We start from the raw sequence: 18,877 nt of genomic DNA on the forward strand, positions 1-18,877 counted from the left end.
GAACCGTTTACCACCAAGACACCAAGACACCAAGGAAAAGAGGGGGGTTCACCGCCCAGACAGGGGGGTTCACCGGACAAATGAACCCATACAGCCCTAAAGAACTGGTTTCACCATATGATATGCCTATTGGCGCAAACGCATCACTCAAGAGCGTATGATAACTCTTAGCGTAGAAGATACGATATTCCCAAACATGCACTGGAAATCGCCCGCCACGGCAACAAGCGCGGCCTCGCCCATCCAGCGAAGGCGCTGACGCGGGCCAGCTGGCCATGATCACACCCGCAGCGACGAGGCTCGCGCCGCCGAGGCGGGCGAACATTGCGACAGCACACAGCGCCGTGGCAGGCGGGCGCGGCAGACCCAAAAGCGCAGCCCGCCCCCGATGAAGGAACCATGATGACCACACCAGAACACGCCGAGCTGGTCGAGCGGCTGCTTGGGCAGCTCGGCCTTGAGGACAAGATCCGCATCGTGAGCGGCAGGCACGCCTTCGAGCACGAGGGAGCCGCCGCCCTGCCCACCGAGCCGCCCATCCCGCCCTTCTCGCTGGCCGACGGCCCAGCCGGGGTGCGCGTGAACCACCCCGGCAACCCCGAGAAGCGCGCCACCGCGCTGCCCGCGCCTATCGCGCTGGCCGCCACATGGGATGTCGATGCGGCGCGGCGCTACGGCGACCTGGTGGGGGCCGAGATGGCCGCCACCGGCCACAACATCATGCTTGGCCCGGCGGTGGACATCGCCCGCGTGCCGGTGGGCGGTCGCCTGTTTGAGTCGTTTGGCGAAGACCCGCTGCTGCAGGCCCGCATGGCGGTGGCCGAGATCCGCGCCATCCAGGCCCACGGCGTGGCGGCCTGCGTCAAGCACTACCTGGCCAACAACCAGGAGAGCCAGCGCGCATCCATCGATGTGCAGGTGGATGCGCGCACGCTGCGCGCATCCACCTGCGGCCCGCTGCGGCGGCCATCCAGCAGGGCGGCGCGGCGGCGGTGATGGGCTCGTACAACCGCGTGAACGGCAGCTACGCCTGCGAGAGCCGCCAGCTGCTGACCGACATTCTGCGCGGCGAGCTGGGCTTCCAGGGCTTTGTGATGAGCGACTACCTGGCCAACCGCAGCACGGTAGCATCCGCCGAGGCCGGGCTGGATTGGGAGCTGGGCGAGCGGATGTGGGGTGAGCGGCTGCTGGCTGCGGTGCGCAGCGGCGAGCTGGCGCTGGGTGTGGTGGATGAGATGGTGCGGCGCATCCTGCGGCCCGCCGTGGCGCTGGGCATGGTCGATAGGCCGGTGGCGTTTGGCGCGATCCCCGTGGAGCGCCACGGCGCGGCGGCCCGCGAGCTGGCCGAGCAGGGCGCGGTGCTGCTGAAGAATGACGGCCCGCTGCTGCCGCTCGACGCCCAGGCCATCCGCTCGCTGGCGGTGATCGGGGTGGATGCGGCCAGCGTGGCGGCGGCGGGCGGCGGCAGCTCGCTGGTGCGGCCCACCTACGCGGTGAGCGTGGTGGAGGGCCTGCGCCGGGCGCTGCCGCACGCGGCGGTGGCCCACGCCCCCGGCTGCGACCCGCTGGGGCCGGGCGCGCTGCTGCCCGGTCTGCCCGCCGTGCCATCCGGCGCGCTCGCGCCCGAGGGCGGCGAGGGGTGCGGCCTGAGCGCGGCCTACTGGCCGAGCCCCAGCTTCGCGGGCGAGCCGAGCCTGGCGCGGCGCGAGCCGAGGGCCGAGCTGGTGCGCGGCCTGTTCGACATCCCGGGCTTCAGCGCGGCCTCGCAGGGCGCGGCCAGCCTGCCCATGGACATGCCCGCGCCGTTCTCGGCGCGCTGGCGGGGCACGCTGCGCGCCCACGTGGCGGGCGAGTACACGTTCTCGCTCACATGCCTGGGCAGCGGGCGGCTAACAGTGGGCGGGGCGACGCTGATCGAGCTGCCCAGCCAGGCGGGCGGCGAGGCCGACCCGGCCTTCGGCGGGGCCAGCGCGGCGGCGCGGGTGGCCAGCGCCAGCATCGCGCTGGCGCAGGGCGAGCACCCGCTGCTGGTGGAGTACGTGGCCGACGCGCCGGGCTTCTGGCCGCTGCGCGACGCGGCGCTGCGGCTGGGCTGGCAGCCCCCGGCGGAGCTGGCGACACCCGCCATCCGCGAGGCGGCGGAGCTGGCCCGCAGCGCCGACGTGGCGGTGGTGGTGGCCCGCACGTTCGAGAGCGAGGAGATGGACCGCCCCAACCTCGACCTGCCGAACGATCAGGCCCAGCTCATCCGCGCCGTGGCGGCGGCCAACCCGCGCACTGTGGTGGTGCTGATGAGCGGCGGGCCGGTGGAGATGGCGAGCTGGGCCGACCACACGCCCGCCATCCTGCAGGCCTGGTACGCCGGGCAGGAGCAGGGCGCGGCGGTGGCGCGGCTGCTGCTGGGCGATGCCGCGCCCGCCGGGCGGCTGCCGATCAGCTTCCCGCGCAGCATGACCGAAAGCCCGGTGGCCGCGCCCGAGCAGTACCCCGGCGTGGGCGGCGCGGTGCACTACCGCGAGGGGCTGGGCGTGGGCTACCGTGGCTACGACGCGCAGGGCATCGAGCCGCGCTACCCCTTCGGCTACGGCCTAACCTACACCAGCTTCGCCTACCGCGACCTAGAGCTGGCCACCGACGCCGAGGGCGTCATCCAGGTGCGCTTCACGCTGGCCAACACCGGCCAGCGCGCAGGCACCGAGGTGGCGCAGGTCTACCTGGGCCTGCCCGAGGATGCCGCCGCGCCGCCCCGCCAGCTGGCGGGCTGGGCCAGGGTGGCGCTGGCCCCCGGCGAGCAGCGCCGCGTGGCGGTGGCCATCGACCCGCGCGCGCCGGACGGCCCGCTGCGCACCTGGGATGCGCAGGCCAGCGCGTGGCGTGTGGTCGCGGGGGCGTGCCGCGTGTACGTGGGCCAGCACGCCCGCCACACCGCGCTCGCAGGAACCCTCGATCTGTCCTACAATGGCGGCGATCCGATCAGCGAAGAAACGAGCAGGCAATGACGCACGATCTTTCCGAGCACACCCACGCGGTATCTATCGCCCGCGTGCAGTTCGAGCACCTGCGCGAGCCGCTGGGCGTGGGCACGGCCACCCCGCGCATCTCGTGGGTGGTGGATGCGGCGGCCCCCGGCTGGAGCCAGGCGGGCTACGAGCTGGCCAGCTTCGGGCCGGGCGGCGAGCCGCGCGACCAGCCCGCGCGGGCCGAGTCGGGCGAGTCGGCGCTGGTGGCGTGGCCCTTCGCGCCGCTGCGCCCGCGCGAGCGCGTGGCCGTGCGCGTGCGGGCCTGGGGCCAGGATGGCCAGCCCACGCCGTGGAGCGCGCCCGCCGCCGTAGAGGCCGGGCTGCTGCGCCCCGAGGACTGGGATGCCCAGTTCATCGCGGCCCCATGGGATGAGGACACCAGCCAGCCCCAGCCCGCGCCCATGCTGCGGCGCGCGTTCGCCGTGCGGGCGGGCGTGGCGCGGGCCAGGCTCTATATCACCGCGCTGGGCGTCTACGAGGCCAGCATCAACGGCGCGGCGGTGGGCGACCACGTGCTCGCGCCCGGGTGGACCAGCTACGGCGAGCGCGTGCTCTACCAGAGCTTCGACATCGCCCCGCTGCTGCGCGAGGGCCAGAACGCCATCGGCGCGCTGCTGGGCGACGGCTGGTACCGTGGGCGGCTGGGCTTCGGCGGCGGGCGGCGCAACTGCTACGGCGAACGGCTGGCGCTGCTGGCCCAGATCGAGATCGACTACGCCGACGGCAGCGCCGAGCGGATCGTGACCGACGGCGCGTGGAAGGCGGCCAGCGGCCCCATCCTGTCCAGCGACATCTACGACGGCGAGACCTACGACGCCCGCCTGGAGCAGCCCGGCTGGGACAGCCCCGGCTTCGACGACAGCGGCTGGCAGCCCGCCGCGCCGCTGGCCCGCGACCTGGCCGCGCTGGAGGCCCCGCTCGGCCCGCCGGTGCGCCGCACCCAGCTGGTCGAGCCAGCGCGGATCTTCACATCGCCCAGCGGCAAAACGCTGGTGGACTTCGGGCAGAACCTGGTGGGGCGGCTGCGCATCCGGCCCGAGGGCCAGGCGGGCCGCACCATCACCCTGCGCCACGCCGAGGTGCTGGAGCACGGCGAGCTGGCCACCCGCCCGCTGCGCGTGGCCGAGGCCACCGACCGCTACACCCTGCGCGGCGGCGGGCCGGAGGAGTGGGAGCCGCGCTTCACCTTCCACGGCTTCCGCTACGCCGAGGTGGAGGGCTGGCCCGGCGAGCTGCGCCCCGACCAGATCTGCGCCGTGGTCTGCCACAGCGACATGGAGCGCACCGGCTGGTTCGCGTGCTCCGACCCGCTGCTCAACCGCCTGCACGAGAACGTGGTCTGGAGCATGCGCGGCAACTTCCTCTCCATCCCCACCGACTGCCCCCAGCGCGACGAGCGCCTGGGCTGGACCGGCGACATCCAGGTGTTCGCGCCCACCGCCAGCTTCCTGTACGACTGCGCCGGGTTCCTCGGCTCGTGGCTGCGCGACCTGGAGATCGACCAGCGGGCCATGGGCGGCGTGGTGCCCTTCACCGTGCCCAACGTGCTGCCGCAGGACAGCCCGTGGGGGCCGCAGCCGCCCGCCGCCGCCTGGGGCGACGCCGCCGCGATCGTGCCGTGGGTGCTGTACCAGCGCTTCGGCGACGCGGGCGTGCTGGCCCAGCAATTTGAAAGTATGCGCGCCTGGGTGGACACCATCGCCGCAGCGGCGGGCGAGCGGCGGCTGTGGGACACCGGCTTCCAGTTCGGCGACTGGCTCGACCCCGCCGCCCCGCCCGAGCGCCCCGCCGAGGCCCGCACCGCGCCCGCCATCGTGGCCACCGCCTACCTGGCCCGCAGCGCCGAGGTGGTGGGCCGCAGCGCCCAGGTGCTGGGCCGCGCCGAGGATGCCGAGCGCTACCTGGGCCTAGCCGCCGAGGTCCGGCAGGCCTTCGCCGCCGCCTACGCCGCGCCCGACGGCCACATGAGCAGCGACGCCGCCACCGCCTACGCGCTGGCCCTGGCCTTCGGCCTGCTGCCCAGCGCCGAGCAGCGCCAGCGCGCCGGGCAGCGCCTGGCCGCCCTAGTGCGCGAGGAGGGCCACCGCATCGGCACCGGCTTCGTGGGCACGCCGCTGGTGTGCGACGCCCTGTGCGAGGCGGGCGCGCTTGAGGACGCCTACGCCCTGCTGATGCAGCGCGAGAACCCCTCGTGGCTCTACCCCGTGACCATGGGCGCGACCACCATCTGGGAGCGCTGGGACAGCATGCTGCCCGACGGCTCGATCAACCCCGGCGAGATGACCTCGTTCAACCACTACGCCCTGGGCGCGGTGGCCGACTGGCTGCACCGCACGGTGGCGGGCCTCGCGCCCGACGCGCCCGGCTACCGCCGCATCCGCATCCAGCCGCTGCCGGGCGGCGGCCTCACATCGGCCAGCGCGCGCCACGCCACGCCCTACGGCATGGCCGCGTGCAGCTGGCAGCTCGCGGGCGGCACGCTCACCGTCGAGGCCACGGTGCCACCCAGCACCGCCGCCACCGTCGCGCTGCCCGGCGGCCAGCCCTTCGAGGTCGGCCCCGGCCAGCACCGCTGGCAGGTGGCGTACGAGGAGGACGATTAACCACCAAGGCTCCAAGACACCAAGGGAACGAAAGAACTAATTCACCACCAAGACGCGAAGACACGAAGGGAAAAGGGAGACCCGTTCACCACCAAGACACCAAGGCACCAAGGGCAACAAAAGGGCAGGAACCTGCGCACCGCCCAACCCCACCCACCCGGCCCATCCGGCGAAGGTGCCGCTAGCGTTTTGATGGCCATATGCACCAACACCAGCCGCCAGAAAACAGCATAGGAACGCCCCAAATTGGGGTTCGAAGGGGCATCGCCCCTCGCGGGGGTTCCGGGGGCTGGCCCCCGGACGCCGCCCGCGCAGGGCATCCACCCACCAACCGAGCAGAACCGATTCACCACGAAGGCGCGAAGACCCGAAGGGAACGAAAGAACCAGCGCCGCCCGCGCGATACCGACCTGCAGACCCGCTTTCTACGACAGAAAGGCACTGCCATGAAGCACGCATTCCCCGCCACCGACCGCACCCGCGAGAGCTACGCCCTCGCCCGCGAGCGCTACGCCAGCCTCGGCGTCGACACCGAGCAGGCCCTCGCCGCCCTCGCCAGCGTCAGCATCAGCCTGCACTGCTGGCAGGGCGACGACGTCGCCGGGTTCGAGAACCCCGGCGGCCCGCTGGGCGGCGGCATCGCCGCCACCGGCAACTACCCCGGCAAGGCCCGCAGCGCCCACGAGCTGCGCGCCGACCTCGACCAGGCCTACCGCCTCATCCCCGGCGCGCACCGCCTCAACCTGCACGCCATCTACGCCGAGACCGAGGGCCGCCCCGTGCCCCGCAACGAGCTGCGCCCCGAGCACTTCGCGGGCTGGGTCGAGTGGGCCAGGGCGCGCGGCCACGGCCTCGACTTCAACCCCACCTGCTTCTCGCACCCCCTGGCCGAGGGCGGCATGACCTTGGCCAGCCCCGACCCCGCCACCCGCCAGTTCTGGGTCGAGCACTGCATCGCCAGCCGCCAGATCGGCGCGTCGTTCGGGCGCGCGCTCGGCACGCCCTGCGTCACCAACATCTGGGTGCCCGACGGCATGAAGGACACCCCCGCCGACCGCGCCGCGCCCCGCCAGCGCCTGCGCGAGTCGCTCGACCGCATCCTGGCCGAGCCGCTTGACCGCCGCCACAACCTCGACGCCGTCGAGAGCAAGCTGTTCGGCATCGGGGCCGAGAGCTACACCGTCGGCTCGCACGAGTTCTACATGGGCTACGCCATGGCCAATGGCATCCTGCTGTGCCTCGACAGCGGCCACTTCCACCCCACCGAGTCGCTGGCCGACAAGATCTCGGCGGTGCTGCTGTATGTCGACGAGCTGCTGCTGCACATCAGCCGGGGCGTGCGCTGGGACAGCGACCACGTGGTGGCGCTGGGCGACGAGACCCAGGCCATGCTGCGCGAGGTGGTGGCGGGCGGCTACCTTGGCCGCGTCCACATCGGGCTGGATTTCTTCGACGCCAGCATCAACCGCGTGGCCGCCTGGGCCATCGGCTCGCGCAACGTGCTGCGCGCCGCCATGATCGCCCTGCTGGAGCCGACGGCGCGGCTGCGCGAGCTGGAGGCCGAGGGCGACTACACCGCGCGGCTGGCGCTGATGGAGGAGCTGCGCGGCATGCCCTGGGGCGCGGTCTGGGATCAGTTCTGCGAGCGGCACGATGCGCCCGTGGGCCTGTCCTTCCTGAACGAGGTGCGCAGCTACGAGCGCTCAGTGCTATCGCAGCGCAGCTAGCATCATTTAAAAAAAGCGCCGCCGCGCTGGGCATGCCCGCGCCGTGCAAAAAAGGCTCTGGCATCAGCCTGGAAAGACCCACCACCACGGCGGATCGTTCCACCACCACGGCGGATCGTTCCACCACCGCGGCGGATCGTTCCACCACCGCGGCGGATCGTTCCACCACCGCGGCGGATCGTTCCACCACTGCGGCGGATCGTTCCACCACCGCGGCGGATCGTTCCACCACCGCGGCGGATCGTTCCACCGCCGTCGACATCGTAGAATAACGACCGACACAACAAACAACACAGAGGAAAGCTATGGCACTCAGCGAACCATTCCCCACCCTGCCCGAGCTGCTCGCCTCCATGGGCGAGGCGGGCCAGCGCATGAACGACATCGAGGCCTGCGAGGGCGCGGCGGGCAACATCTCGATCTGCGTCGGCTGGCCGCTTGAGCTGGGCGCGATCTTCCCCAACGCCGAGCCGGTGGAGCTGCCGCTGGCCGTGCCCGCGCTGGCCGGCATGGTGGTGCTGGTCAGCGGCTCGGGCCAGCGCCTGCGCGACATCCAGCGCGACCCCGCCGCATGTGTGGGCGCGGTGGCCATCGACGCCGAGGGCAGGCGCGGCACCCTGCACAGCGCGCCGCAGCGGGCCTTCGCCCGCGTCACCAGCGAGTTCAACTCGCACCTGGCCGTGCACCACGACCAGCTCGCGCGCGGCGGCGGCAACTTCCACGCGCTCATCCACGCCCAACCGCCCTACCTCACCTACCTGAGCCAGATCGCCGCCTACCGCGACGAGGATTTCTGCAACCGGCGGCTGCTGCGCTGGGAGCCAGAGACGATCATCAACCTGCCCGAGGGTATCGGCGTGCTGCCCTTCCTACTGCCCGGCTCGCCCGACATGATGGAGGCCAACGTGGCCAGCCTGCGCGCCCACCAGCTGACGCTGTGGAGCAAGCACGGCCTGATGGCGCGCTCCGACGCCGGGGTGCTGCGCGCCGCCGACCGGATCGACTACATCGAGACGGCGGCCCGCTACGAGTATATGGACATGGTGGCCGGTGGCCGGGGCGAGGGCCTGAGCGACGAGGAGCTGCGGGCGGTCGTCCGCGCCTTCGATGTGCCGACCACGCTGTACTAGCCGCCCGCCTGCAACGGAGCAAGCACATGCACACCTTTCTGGCGATCGACATCGGGGCATCGAGCGGGCGGCTCATCCTGGGCCGCCTGGGCGACGGGCGGCTGGAGGCGCAGGAGATCCACCGCTTCGCCAACACGCCGGTGCAGCTGCCTACCGGGCTGCACTGGGACATCCTGCGGCTCTGGCACGAGGTGACGGCGGGCCTGGCCAAGCTGCCCGCGCTGCTGGATGCCCCGCTGGATGGCATCGGCATCGACACATGGGCGGTGGACTACGCGCTGCTGGATGAGGCCGGGCGGCTGCTGGGCAACCCCCACCACTACCGCGACCAGCGCACGGCAGGCATGCCCGACGCGGTGGCGCGCAGCCTGCCGCCCGAGCGGGTCTACGCCCGCACCGGCATCCAGCAGATGCCGATCAACACGCTCTACCAGCTGGCCAGCATGCGCGCCCACGGCGACCGCACGCTCGACCACGCCGCGCACCTGCTGCTCATCCCCGACCTATTCCACTACTGGATGACCGGCCAGCTGGTGGCCGAGTACACCAACGCATCCACCACCCAGCTGCTGGATGCGCGCGCGCGGTGCTGGGCGGGCGACCTGCTCGACGCGCTGGGCGTGCCCGCCCGTATCCTGCCGGATGTGGTGGCCCCCGGCACCGCGCTGGGCCAGCTGCGCCCCGAGCTGGCGGCGGCGTGCGGCCTGCGCCACGCCGCCCCAGTCTACGCCACCGCCACCCACGACACCGCCAGCGCGGTGGCCGCCGTGCCCGGCCTGGATGCGCACAGCGCCTACATCAGCAGCGGCACATGGAGCCTGGTGGGCGTCGAGCTGGATGCGCCCATCCTCAGCGAGCAGGCCCAGCACCTCAACTTCACCAACGAGGGCGGCGTGGCGGGCAGCATCCGCCTGCTCAAGAACGTGGGCGGCCTGTGGCTGCTGCAGGAGTGCCAGCGCCAGTGGCAGCGCGAGGGCCGCACCTACGGCTGGGATGAGCTGGGCGCGCTGGCCGAGGCCGCGCCGCCGCTGCGCAGCCTGGTCGACCCCGACGCGCCCGACTTCCTCAGCCCCGGCGACATGCCCGCCGCCATCCGGGCCTACTGCCGCCGCAGCGGCCAGCCCGAGCCAGCCGACGCGGGCGCGGTGGTGCGCTGCTGCATGGAGAGCCTGGCCCTGGCCTACCGCCGTGTGATCGAGCAGATCGAGGCGCTCACGGGGCGGCAGATCCGCACCATCCGCATGGTGGGCGGCGGCACCAAGGACGCCACGCTCTGCCAGCTCACCGCCGACGCCTGCGGGCGCGAGGTGGTGGCAGGCCCCGTCGAGGCCACCGCGCTGGGCAACATGCTGGTGCAGGCCGTGGCCAGCGGCGCGCTGCCAAGCATCCAGGCGGGCCGCGCCGCGGTGGCCCGCTCGGCACCGCAGCGCACCTACGCGCCCCGCCCCGGCACCAACTGGGGCGCGGCACAGGCGGCGCTCTACCGCGAGGGGACGCATTAACCACGAAGACACGAAGACACGAGGGGAGGAGAGACTGGTTTACCACCAAGGCTCCAAGACACCAAGGGGCGGAGAGGAACATGAACCACGAAGGCGCGAAGGCACGAACGGGGAGGGGAAACAGAGACCGGTTTACCACCAAGGCTCCAAGACACCAAGAGAAAACAATGGCGATGGGCCAGCTCTACCCACCTGGCCCATGCGGCGAAGGTGCCGCTATAGTCTTGATGGCCATATGCACGAACACCAGCCGCCAGCGACCAGCATAGGAACGCCTCAAATTGGGGGTTCGAAGGGGGCGTAGCCCCATCGCGGGGTCGCTAGGGGCTGGCCCCTAGCCGCCGCCCGCGCAGGGCATCCACCCATCAACCACAAGGAACCATCATCATCAAAGCAAAGCCGGTCGGCCCGACGAACGAAGAAACAGAGACCGGTTTACCACCAAGGCTCCAAGACACCAAGGGGCGGAGAGAAACATGAACCACGAAGGCGCGAGGGGTAGATGAAAAGCGGGCGTAGGCAATGCTTCTCCCATTGCCCGTCCGCCCAACGACCCAGCGGTGCTGCAGGCGCACCACATCAGCCCGCCACCAGCAGCCCCAGGATGGCCCCGGCCAGCAGGCCCTTCAGCCAGCCGCCCAGGAACCAGCCCCACGCCAGGCCGCGCGGCACCGGCATGTGGATGTAGGTGCCAAAGCCCGAGCCGACGCCTAGCGCGCAGCCCAGCAGCCCGCCAAACAGCAGCCCAGCGCCGAGCGACTTGGGGCTGATCAGCAGCCAGTAGGTCAGCACAAACACCGCGATCAGCACCCACGTCACCGCGTAGACCAGCGGCATATTCATCTGGTCGAGCGGACGCCAGAGGCTGGGGTTTTCGGCGTAGAGCGGGTGCAGCAGAAAGCGGTGCAGCAGCGTATCACATGCGATCCAGGCGATCAGGATGCCAATGGCCGAGAGGACCAGCGAGAGGATCATAGCCGCTCCTTTGCGCGCTGAGAAGTATGTGAAAAATAATACAATAAAAGAGCATAGCGCGTCAACCCCACAAAGACCGAGCCGAGCAGGTGCCTGCTCGGCTCGGGGTAGCGACCTCGGCTGGGCTACTATCGGCTAGGCCTTGGCGGGCGCGGCCACCTGCGGCGCGGGCGCGGCGTGGGCAGGCCGCTGGGCCAGGTTGCCCCGGATGACGCGGGCCAGCATGCCCGGCGCGAGCAGGCTGGTGGCCGGGGCCATCATGTTCACCACCTCCAGGAAGGAGATCGAGACCGCCGAGTCGGTGCGGGCCGCGATATGCACCTTGCCGATGTACCAGCTGATAAACTGGCCCATGGCCGTGCGCTTGCCCTCCACGTGGGGCAGCTGCAGATCGTTGCCCACCGCCACCTGCCAGGGCGCATCCACCACCGGCACGATGGCCTGGAAGAAGCGCAGGCCCAGCCGCTGCGCGCCCTCGGCCAGGCAGGCCTGCAGCGCCAGCGCCTCGTTGGCGGCCACAGTGATGCCCTGGCCGTAGACCGGGTTGAAGCTGCAGATCGCGTCGCCAAACACCATGTAGCCCTCGGGGAAGCGCGAGAGGCGCTCGTAGTGGCGGCGCTGGTTGGCCGGGAAGCGGTAGGGCACCGGGTCGGTGATCGGCTCGGCGTCCTTGATCATAGTGTAGATCTCGGGCGTGGGCATGGTGCGCGCGAACTCTAGGAAGCCCTCGGGGTCGAGCGGGGCGAAGTCGCCGTTATAGCCGCCCAGCGTCACCACCCAGCGCTCGCCCTCCTGCGCGATGATCACGCCATTGCGGCCATCCGGCGGCGCTCCGGCGATCGCCAGGCCCACGTAGCCCGCCCGCTGCTCGGGGGTGCGGCGGTAGTAGCGCGTGGTGTAGCCCATATCGATCTTGACGCGCTCCTCCTCCACCTGGCCATAGCCCAGCGCGGCCAGCCAGGCCGGGCTGCGCGAGCCGCGCCCGCTGGCATCCACCACCAGATCGGCCTCCAGCACCTGCTCGGCGCTGCCCTCGGCGCGGCGCACCAGCCGCACCCCCGTCACCCGCCCGCCGTCGGGCGTGGCCACAATGCCCTCGACATCGCACTGCTCGATCGCGCTGACGTTTGGCAGGGCCAGCACGCGAGCGCGGATGCCCTCCTCGATGCCGGGGCGGCTCATCATCAGGCCCTGCAGGTGGCTGGGCGTGGGCTGGTGGAAGCCGCCGTTGGCGTACCAGCGGATCTCGTTCGAGATATCGGCCTGCACCGCGCCCTGGGCGACCATCTGCTGGGTGAAGCCGGGGAACAGCTCATCCAGGATGGCGCGGCCACGGGCGTGCAGGCCGTGGGCGTGGCGGCCCTGCGGCACACCCTTGCGCGGCTCGATCGCCGCCGGGAAGCTGTCGCGCTCCAGCAGCGTCACCTGCTCGTAGCGGTCGGATAGAACCCGGGCCGCCAGCAGCCCGCCGATGCTCGCGCCGATCACAACCGCGTGGCGTCCAGTGTGCGTCATCTTGCTACTCCTCATATCCTTCTTCTCTTGTGCCGGTGACAGAAGCGGCAGAGCCTGCTGGCCTTTGTGGAGCGCTGCCCAGGCTCGCGCTGTCGGATGAGGGGAGTATACCTGTAACACCCAGCGAATACATAGGTCTGCAAGGGCAACTTGTTCTGATACAGCGGAATGACGCCCGATCATCTCACCGTCGTACCCGAAAAATGCCCATGGCTTGCAGACGCGGTGGATGCAGGCATCTGCAAGCCATGGCGCACTCGGCGGCTAGGCCTCGCCCTCCAGCGCGCTCAGGCGCAGCGCGCCGCCCGGCAGCACCGTGAGGAACTGGCGCGCGCCGGAGTGATAGGCCGTGGGCGCGAAATCAGCAGCGTGGTGCAGGCGCTCGCCCGTGGCCACATCCCACACGCCCGTGCCGCACTCGGGCGAGATAGCGAACAGCCAGCGGTCGTAGGCCAGCCAGCCCAGCCGCGATACGCGGGGCGGCCAGCCGCTGTGCGGGGCGACCTGCGGCCCGCCGAAGGCGCGGGTGGGCGTGCTACTCGGCACATCGAAGAGCAGCACGGCGGGCAGCATTACCTCCTCATCCGCCCCCACGCCCCAGATCGCCAGCGTGCTATCGCCCACCCAGCACATCGGCGAATCCCATAGGTAGTGCGCATAGGTCAAGCGCCGCTCCGACGCGCCATCCTCCGACTCCCACGGGTTCTGCCCCAGCCAGTCGGCAAGGCTCCACGTGCGCACGATGCCCACCGGGTGCCAGACCCAGCCCGCATCCGCCACCCAGCGGCCATCCGGCGAGACGTGCAGGCCGGCGTGGAAGTAGTCGAGGTAGTGCTCTGGCTGCACCTGCTTATCGGATGTCGGCTCGGGCTTCTCGTAGGCGCGCGGCGTCAGCAACTCACCAGTAAGCGGGTCCGAGACATCCAGCCGATTCCAGTCGGTGGCGTGGATGAGCAGCAGCCGCCCGCCGTGCATGAAGAAGCCCAGCGGAAACTGGCAGACATCCACGTGGTACTTCTTCCGATCCAGCTCCATCGTCACCGCGCCGCTGGCCAGATCGACCACCCGCCCGGAGCTGCCGTAGGTATTGGCCACCGCCGCCGCCCGCCCGTCGGGCGCGATGTGGAGCGACAGCGGGGCGGCCAGGTCGAGCGCGCCCTGCGGCAGCCGCGCCAGGGTCTGCGCCGTGCCCGCGCCCAGGTCGAGCCGCACCAGCGCCCCCCACGATGTGAGCGCGACCCACGCCGAGTGCGCCTCGCCGAGCAGCGGCGCGATGACCAGCACATCGCCCAGCAGATCGGCGGGCAGCGCCAGATCGCGGTGGGTAAACCGCAGCGACGTGGCGCGCTCTAGCACCTGCGGCATACCGCCCACCGCCTCAAGGCAACCATCTTCCTCCACGCGCTCGAAACAGGCGCGGCACACCTGGCGCAGCGTGCCCGCCCGCTGCTCGGGCTGCTCAAAGCACTGCTGGCAGAGCAGGATGGAGCGCATGCCCTCGCCGGTATACCAGCGGTAGTAGTCGGGGTACTCCACCCCAAAGAGATGAGCGCACGCCAGCTCGGGGGCGTCGCCAATCATATGTTCACAGCCACGCTTATACATATTTCGGTCGCTTTCCTACTCATGCAAGAACGACCCTATCTTAGAGCAATCTGGCGTCGCTGTCACCTTCTGGCGCATACCCAACGGCCTTATGCTCGCGGCGCGCCGAAGATTTTTCACCACCAAGACTCCAAGGCACCAAGGAACAAAAGAGCGCGAATACTACGAAGACGCGAAGGAAAAAGGAGGCAGCGCCGTGCCTGGGTAGGGCGTCAGAATGTGGAATGTGGCGGTCTCGATCCCCTGCGACACCGCCCACTCCACGGTGCGGGCAAACACATCGGGGCCATCGTCATCCATGCCAAACACAAAGCTGGCGTTCACCATCACGCCCAGATCGTGCAGGCGGCGGGTGGCGGCGGTGTAGTCGCGATCAAGGTTCTGGGTCTTGCCCTGGGCGCGCAGGTTCTGCTGGCTCAGCGTCTCGAAGCCCACAAACAGGCTGCGCAGCCCCGCATCCACCGCGCGCTCAAGCAGCCCCGAGCGCAGCACCGACTGGAGGGTGCCCGCCGCCTGCCACAGCCGCCCCATGCCGCGCATCCCATCGAACAGCGCGCTGGCGAAGCGCACATTGCCAAACAGATGATCGTCAAGGAAGTACAGATGACGCCCCGGCAGGCGGTCGATCTCCGCCAGAGCGTCATCCACCGCCTGGGTGTAGAAGGAGCGCCCGCCCTGAAAAAAAGCCTCCTTGTAGCAGAAATCGCAGCTGTGCGGGCAGCCGCGCGAGACCACGATGGAGTTTGGCACCAGGTAGAGCTGGCGCTTGATCAGGTCGCGGCGGGCGGGCGGAGCGCCAAGCAGCGAGCGCTGGGTGGAGCGATACAGCGGCTGCGGGCGATCCATGCGAAAATCGGCAAGAAACTGTGGCCAGGTGTCCTCGCCGGGGCCAAGGAAGATCGTATCGGCGTGGCGGGCCGCCTCATCGGGCAGCGACGTGACGTGCAGGCCGCCTAGGCACACGTGCGCGCCCTGGGCGCGGTAGCGATCGGCGATCGCGTAGGCGCGGTAGGCCGATGTGATGTAGACCTGGATGACCACCAGATGCGGCGCATCGTTCAGCTCAAGCGGCTCCACATGCTCATCCTGAAGCACGATCGCATCATCGGGGTCAAGGTAGGCGGCCAGCGTCGCGAGGCCAAGGGGTGGGAAGAGCGAGTACTTGACCGGGCGGAAGAATGGGCTGTGCGCCTCGGTGAGGGAGGGCAGGATGAGTTTTACGCGCATCACATGTCTCCTGGTCGGCTGGGTACCGCAACACCATAGAGCTACGCCTAGCACATCACAACGCCTTAGATGCGCATGCGACCTCACGCAAGTGCTTGCCACCGCCCCTAGCCAGCATATATGCGCCGCGCCGCATGCCCAACGGCCACGCGCCGCCGGCGGCAGGGCGTGGTATAGTTTGCGCACCGACCGCATCGATCTGCGCGGCGGGCCGGGCAGCCCGCCGCGCGTCACGCGCCAGCCATAGGAACACCAGGAGCACAACGACCGCATGCTGCCCAGCTTCCACACTATCTACCGCGCCATCAAGGCCGCACCGCCGCGCCCCGCCGGTTTCCCGCTCGACGTGCTGCTCGACGCCGGGCGACTGCGCCAGCTGCGCGCCGCGCCGCACCTTCAGCCCTTCCTGGCCAAAATGCGCGAGGAGGCGGCCCGCGCCAGCGCCACGCCGCCGCCAGCGCTCACCTTCAGCCAGTTCCGTATGTTCGAGGCCACCGGCGAGCGCTACACCTACGAGGAGCCATACTTCGACCGCCGCCGTCGGCTGCTGGCCCTGGCCCTAACCGTGGCCGTCGACGGGGATGACGGCCCACTGCCCGCGCTCGAAGACCTGATCTGGGCGATCTGCGACGAGCACAGCTGGGCGCTGCCAGCGCACCTGCCGCTCGGCCACGAGGCAGCGCGCGCCACCCGCCCGCCCCGGCAGGTGATCGACATCTTCTCCTCCCACACCGGCCACGCCCTGGCCGAGCTGCTGGCCCTGCTGGGCGAGCGGCTCAGCCCGTGGCTGCGCCACCGCATCCGCAGCGAGGTGGAGGAGCGCATCCTCCAGCCCTTCGCCAGCGACGTGCGGCCCTTCCACTGGGAGCACACCCACAGCAACTGGGCGGGGGCATGCGCGGGCAGCGTGGGCATGACCGCGCTGGCGATCGAGGATGACCGCGAGCGGCTGGCCGGGATCATTGGACGAGTGGTGCAGACGCTGGAGAGCTTCATCGAGGGATTCAGCGAGGATGGCGGCTTCATCGAGGGCGTAGAGGGCTGGGGCTACGGGTTCGCCTTCTATGTCTACTTCGCCGACGCGCTGGCCCGCTTCACCGGCGGGCGGCTCGACCTGCTGCAGGGCGAGAAGATCCAGCAGATCGCCGATTTCCCGCTGGCGGTGGCGCTGGGCAACGGCACCTACATCAACTACGCCGACACGCCCGAGCGCGCCCGCTACCACCCCGGCCTGGGCTGCTACCTGGCGCGGCGCTTCGGCCAGCCGCTCTCGGGGCTGCCCGCCCCCAGCTTCCGCTACGACCACAGCTACCGCTGGGGCCACATCAGCCGCGACCTGCTGTGGAGCGAGGACGCGGCGCTGGGCGGCCAGATCGGCGACGGGTCGTACTACCTGCCCGACCTCAGCTGGGTGGTCGAGCGGCGCATGCTGCAGGGCCGCGCGCTGGCCTTCTCGGCCAAGGGCGGGCACAACGGCGAGCCGCACAACCACAACGACCTGGGCCACTTCATCCTGCACGTGGGCGGCGAGAGCCTGCTGGCCGACCTCGGGCCGGGCATCTACACCCGCCAGTACTTCGGCGGCCAGCGCTACGAGGACATCCACGCCAGCTCCTACGGCCACTCGGTGCCGCTGATCAACGGCCAGCCCCAGCAGGTGGGCCGCAGGTACGATGCCCGGGTGCTGCACTACGAGCGGCAGCCCGCCGGGGTGCGCTTTGTGCTCGATCTGACCCACGCCTACGCCAGCGACGAGCTTGACTCGCTCATTCGCTCGTTCGACTGGCAGATCGACCACGAGGCCCAGGCGGCCACCATGGTGCTGCGCGACAGCTTCCGCCTGAGCGCCCCGCCGACCTCGCTTGAGGAGTGCCTGATCAGCCTGCGCAAGCCCACCCTTGCCGAGGGCACGGCCACCTGGGAGGGCATCCTGGGCAACGTGACGCTGCGCTTCGACCCCGCGCTGCTAGAGCCGACCGTCGACCCCATCCCCTCGTTCGGGCTGCTAGGCACACCCACCACCGCCTACCGCCTGCGGCTGCGTGCGCTGACCGACCGTGCCGACCAAGTGCTCGATCTGCGCTTCCGCTGCGCCCTCAAGACCGAGCCATAGGCCGCAGCGCGCCGCGCCAGCCGTGCGATAATGCGGACACGCCATTTTTACGACAAAGGAGACGCCCATGGATACCATCACCGCAGCGCTGGGACAGATTGGCCTGGTTCCCGTCATCAAGATCGACCGCCCCGAGGACGCCGTGCCGCTGGCCCGCGCCCTGCTTGAGGGCGGGCTGGGCTGCGCCGAGATCACCTTCCGCACCGCCGCCGCCGCCGAGGCCATCCGCCAGATCGCCCGCGAGGTGCCCGAGCTGTTGGTGGGCGCGGGCACCGTGCTGAATGTGGCCCAGGCCCAGCAGGCGGCGGACGCCGGGGCAAAGTTCCTCGTCTCGCCCGGCTTCGACCCCGCCGTGGTGGACTGGAGCCGCGAGCACGCGGTGTTGATGCTGCCCGGCGTGGCCACGCCCACCGAGGTGCAGATGGCGCTGGCCAGGGGCCTGCGCCTGCTCAAGTTCTTCCCCGCCGAGGAGGCGGGCGGCGTGCGCATGCTCAAGGCGCTGCACGGCCCCTACCAAGACGTGCGCTTCATGCCTACCGGCGGCATCAAGCCCGCCAACCTGCCCGAGTACCTGGCGCTGCCCAACGTGGTGGCCTGCGGCGGCAGCTGGATGGCCACCGCCGAGCTGATCGCCGCCGGTCGCTTCGACGAGATCACGCGGCTCTCCGCCGAGGCCCGCGCCGTGGTAGAGCGGGCGCGAGCGGGGTAGGCTATCGCTACCCCAAACCGAGCGACCGCTGGCAACGCTCCAAACATTGCCTACGGTCGCTCGGCGCATCTTCGCCCAGGGCCGGATGCGCGGCCTTCGGTCAGTTCCCCTGGCCTTCGGTCGTTTCCCCCTGACCTTCGGTCGTTTCCCCCTGACCTTCGGTCGTTTCCCCCTGACCTTCGGTCGTTTCCCCCTGACCTTCGGTCGTTTCCCCCTGACCTTCGGTCGTTTCCCCCTGACCTTCGGTCATTTCCCCCTGACTTTCGGTCACTTCCCCCTGGCCTTCGGTCGTTTCCCCCTGGCCTTCGGTCACTTCCCCCTGACCTTAAGTCAATCTACGCGCCATTCTATCAATCTACACGGTATTCCATGATTATTACCGAGTATTTTTGACCATATGACTTTAATCTCAAACTATTCTTAACACACACATATATCTACGGCATCATTTCACTTTCAAAACCGCCTATAGTATCTTGTGAATATAGCTCATAGTATGAAAAATAGAGTATATATCGTGATATATCGCATGTTTGATCTTTTTCTACCGATTGTACTGGCTCTTTTATGTGATCGGGCGGACACGCGATGCATGCCACGCCCATCGCCGACGTAGGGGCGGGTCTCGTGCCCGCCCACCATGAACGCCACGTGCGCCACGCCCATCGCCGACGTCGGGGCGGGTCTCGTGCCCGCCCACATCGTGCGCATGGTATTGCGCCGCGTGCATCGGGCAGACACGCGATGCATG

13 protein-coding genes are annotated in these 18,877 nt (G+C 70.0%); 8 read left to right on the forward strand and 5 right to left on the reverse strand.

Annotation, left to right across the window (positions count from 1 at the left end):
- The first annotated feature begins 324 nt into the window (after positions 1–324).
- The 6 genes from F8S13_12540 (at position 325) to F8S13_12565 (ending at position 9,982) form a co-directional block, all read left to right on the forward strand.
- Positions 325–996, forward strand: a complete 672-nt coding sequence (locus tag F8S13_12540) for a hypothetical protein (GenBank protein ID KAB8143057.1) — start codon at positions 325–327, stop codon at positions 994–996.
- A complete protein-coding gene (locus F8S13_12545) occupies positions 996–2,999 on the forward strand; it encodes a beta-glucosidase (GenBank protein ID KAB8143058.1) in 2,004 nt (667 codons plus the stop codon). Before F8S13_12540 ends, F8S13_12545 begins: the two co-directional genes overlap by 1 nt.
- A complete protein-coding gene (locus F8S13_12550; protein KAB8143059.1) occupies positions 2,996–5,623 on the forward strand; it encodes a Bacterial alpha-L-rhamnosidase in 2,628 nt (875 codons plus the stop codon). Before F8S13_12545 ends, F8S13_12550 begins: the two co-directional genes overlap by 4 nt.
- Before the next feature lie 446 nt (positions 5,624–6,069).
- Complete coding sequence (locus tag F8S13_12555; GenBank protein ID KAB8143060.1) at positions 6,070–7,350, forward strand: L-rhamnose isomerase; 1,281 nt, start codon at positions 6,070–6,072, stop codon at positions 7,348–7,350.
- A 305-nt stretch (positions 7,351–7,655) separates the two neighbouring features.
- The gene (locus tag F8S13_12560; GenBank protein ID KAB8143061.1) at positions 7,656–8,480 is read left to right on the forward strand and encodes a rhamnulose-1-phosphate aldolase; all 825 of its coding nucleotides are present in this window, start codon (positions 7,656–7,658) and stop codon (positions 8,478–8,480) included.
- A 26-nt stretch (positions 8,481–8,506) separates the two neighbouring features.
- Positions 8,507–9,982, forward strand: a complete 1,476-nt coding sequence (locus tag F8S13_12565) for a rhamnulokinase (protein KAB8143062.1) — start codon at positions 8,507–8,509, stop codon at positions 9,980–9,982.
- Between the two features lie 579 nt (positions 9,983–10,561).
- On the opposite strand, the gene F8S13_12570 is transcribed toward F8S13_12565, so the two are convergent.
- From F8S13_12570 to F8S13_12585, 4 genes are all read right to left on the reverse strand, one after another.
- The gene (locus F8S13_12570; protein KAB8143063.1) at positions 10,562–10,957 is read right to left on the reverse strand and encodes a hypothetical protein; all 396 of its coding nucleotides are present in this window, start codon (positions 10,955–10,957) and stop codon (positions 10,562–10,564) included.
- 135 nt (positions 10,958–11,092) lie between these two features.
- Positions 11,093–12,472 (reverse strand): monooxygenase, encoded by a 1,380-nt coding sequence (locus F8S13_12575; protein ID KAB8143064.1) that lies wholly within the window; start codon positions 12,470–12,472, stop codon positions 11,093–11,095.
- A 264-nt stretch (positions 12,473–12,736) separates the two neighbouring features.
- Positions 12,737–14,053: a hypothetical protein gene (locus F8S13_12580; GenBank protein KAB8143065.1), complete on the reverse strand. Its 1,317-nt coding sequence runs from the start codon at positions 14,051–14,053 to the stop codon at positions 12,737–12,739.
- 186 nt (positions 14,054–14,239) lie between these two features.
- A complete protein-coding gene (locus F8S13_12585) occupies positions 14,240–15,304 on the reverse strand; it encodes a B12-binding domain-containing radical SAM protein (protein KAB8143066.1) in 1,065 nt (354 codons plus the stop codon).
- Between the two features lie 271 nt (positions 15,305–15,575).
- Here F8S13_12585 and F8S13_12590 point away from each other — a divergent pair, with 271 nt between their 5' ends.
- Both F8S13_12590 and eda read left to right on the forward strand, forming a co-directional pair.
- Positions 15,576–17,417: a hypothetical protein gene (locus tag F8S13_12590; GenBank protein ID KAB8143067.1), complete on the forward strand. Its 1,842-nt coding sequence runs from the start codon at positions 15,576–15,578 to the stop codon at positions 17,415–17,417.
- Between the two features lie 67 nt (positions 17,418–17,484).
- Positions 17,485–18,126, forward strand: a complete 642-nt coding sequence (gene eda, locus F8S13_12595; GenBank protein ID KAB8143068.1) for a bifunctional 4-hydroxy-2-oxoglutarate aldolase/2-dehydro-3-deoxy-phosphogluconate aldolase — start codon at positions 17,485–17,487, stop codon at positions 18,124–18,126.
- A gap of 100 nt (positions 18,127–18,226) precedes the next feature.
- Here eda and F8S13_12600 read toward each other — a convergent pair whose 3' ends face one another.
- Complete coding sequence (locus tag F8S13_12600; protein ID KAB8143069.1) at positions 18,227–18,439, reverse strand: hypothetical protein; 213 nt, start codon at positions 18,437–18,439, stop codon at positions 18,227–18,229.
- Between the last annotated feature and the right edge of the window lie 438 nt (positions 18,440–18,877).

The organism is Chloroflexia bacterium SDU3-3 (genome assembly GCA_009268125.1).
GTDB lineage: Bacteria > Chloroflexota > Chloroflexia > Chloroflexales > Roseiflexaceae > SDU3-3.

Coding starts and splice junctions, on each gene's coding strand:
- F8S13_12565 (KAB8143062.1), top strand. CDS start 8,507: ATGCACACCTTTCTGGCGATCGACATCGGGGCATCGAGCGGGCGGCTC.
- F8S13_12590 (KAB8143067.1), top strand. CDS start 15,576: ATGCTGCCCAGCTTCCACACTATCTACCGCGCCATCAAGGCCGCACCG.
- F8S13_12545 (KAB8143058.1), top strand. CDS start 996: ATGGGCTCGTACAACCGCGTGAACGGCAGCTACGCCTGCGAGAGCCGC.
- F8S13_12570 (KAB8143063.1), bottom strand. CDS start 10,957: ATGATCCTCTCGCTGGTCCTCTCGGCCATTGGCATCCTGATCGCCTGG.
- F8S13_12550 (KAB8143059.1), top strand. CDS start 2,996: ATGACGCACGATCTTTCCGAGCACACCCACGCGGTATCTATCGCCCGC.
- F8S13_12560 (KAB8143061.1), top strand. CDS start 7,656: ATGGCACTCAGCGAACCATTCCCCACCCTGCCCGAGCTGCTCGCCTCC.
- F8S13_12575 (KAB8143064.1), bottom strand. CDS start 12,472: ATGACGCACACTGGACGCCACGCGGTTGTGATCGGCGCGAGCATCGGC.
- F8S13_12585 (KAB8143066.1), bottom strand. CDS start 15,304: ATGCGCGTAAAACTCATCCTGCCCTCCCTCACCGAGGCGCACAGCCCA.
- F8S13_12580 (KAB8143065.1), bottom strand. CDS start 14,053: ATGATTGGCGACGCCCCCGAGCTGGCGTGCGCTCATCTCTTTGGGGTG.
- eda (KAB8143068.1), top strand. CDS start 17,485: ATGGATACCATCACCGCAGCGCTGGGACAGATTGGCCTGGTTCCCGTC.
- F8S13_12555 (KAB8143060.1), top strand. CDS start 6,070: ATGAAGCACGCATTCCCCGCCACCGACCGCACCCGCGAGAGCTACGCC.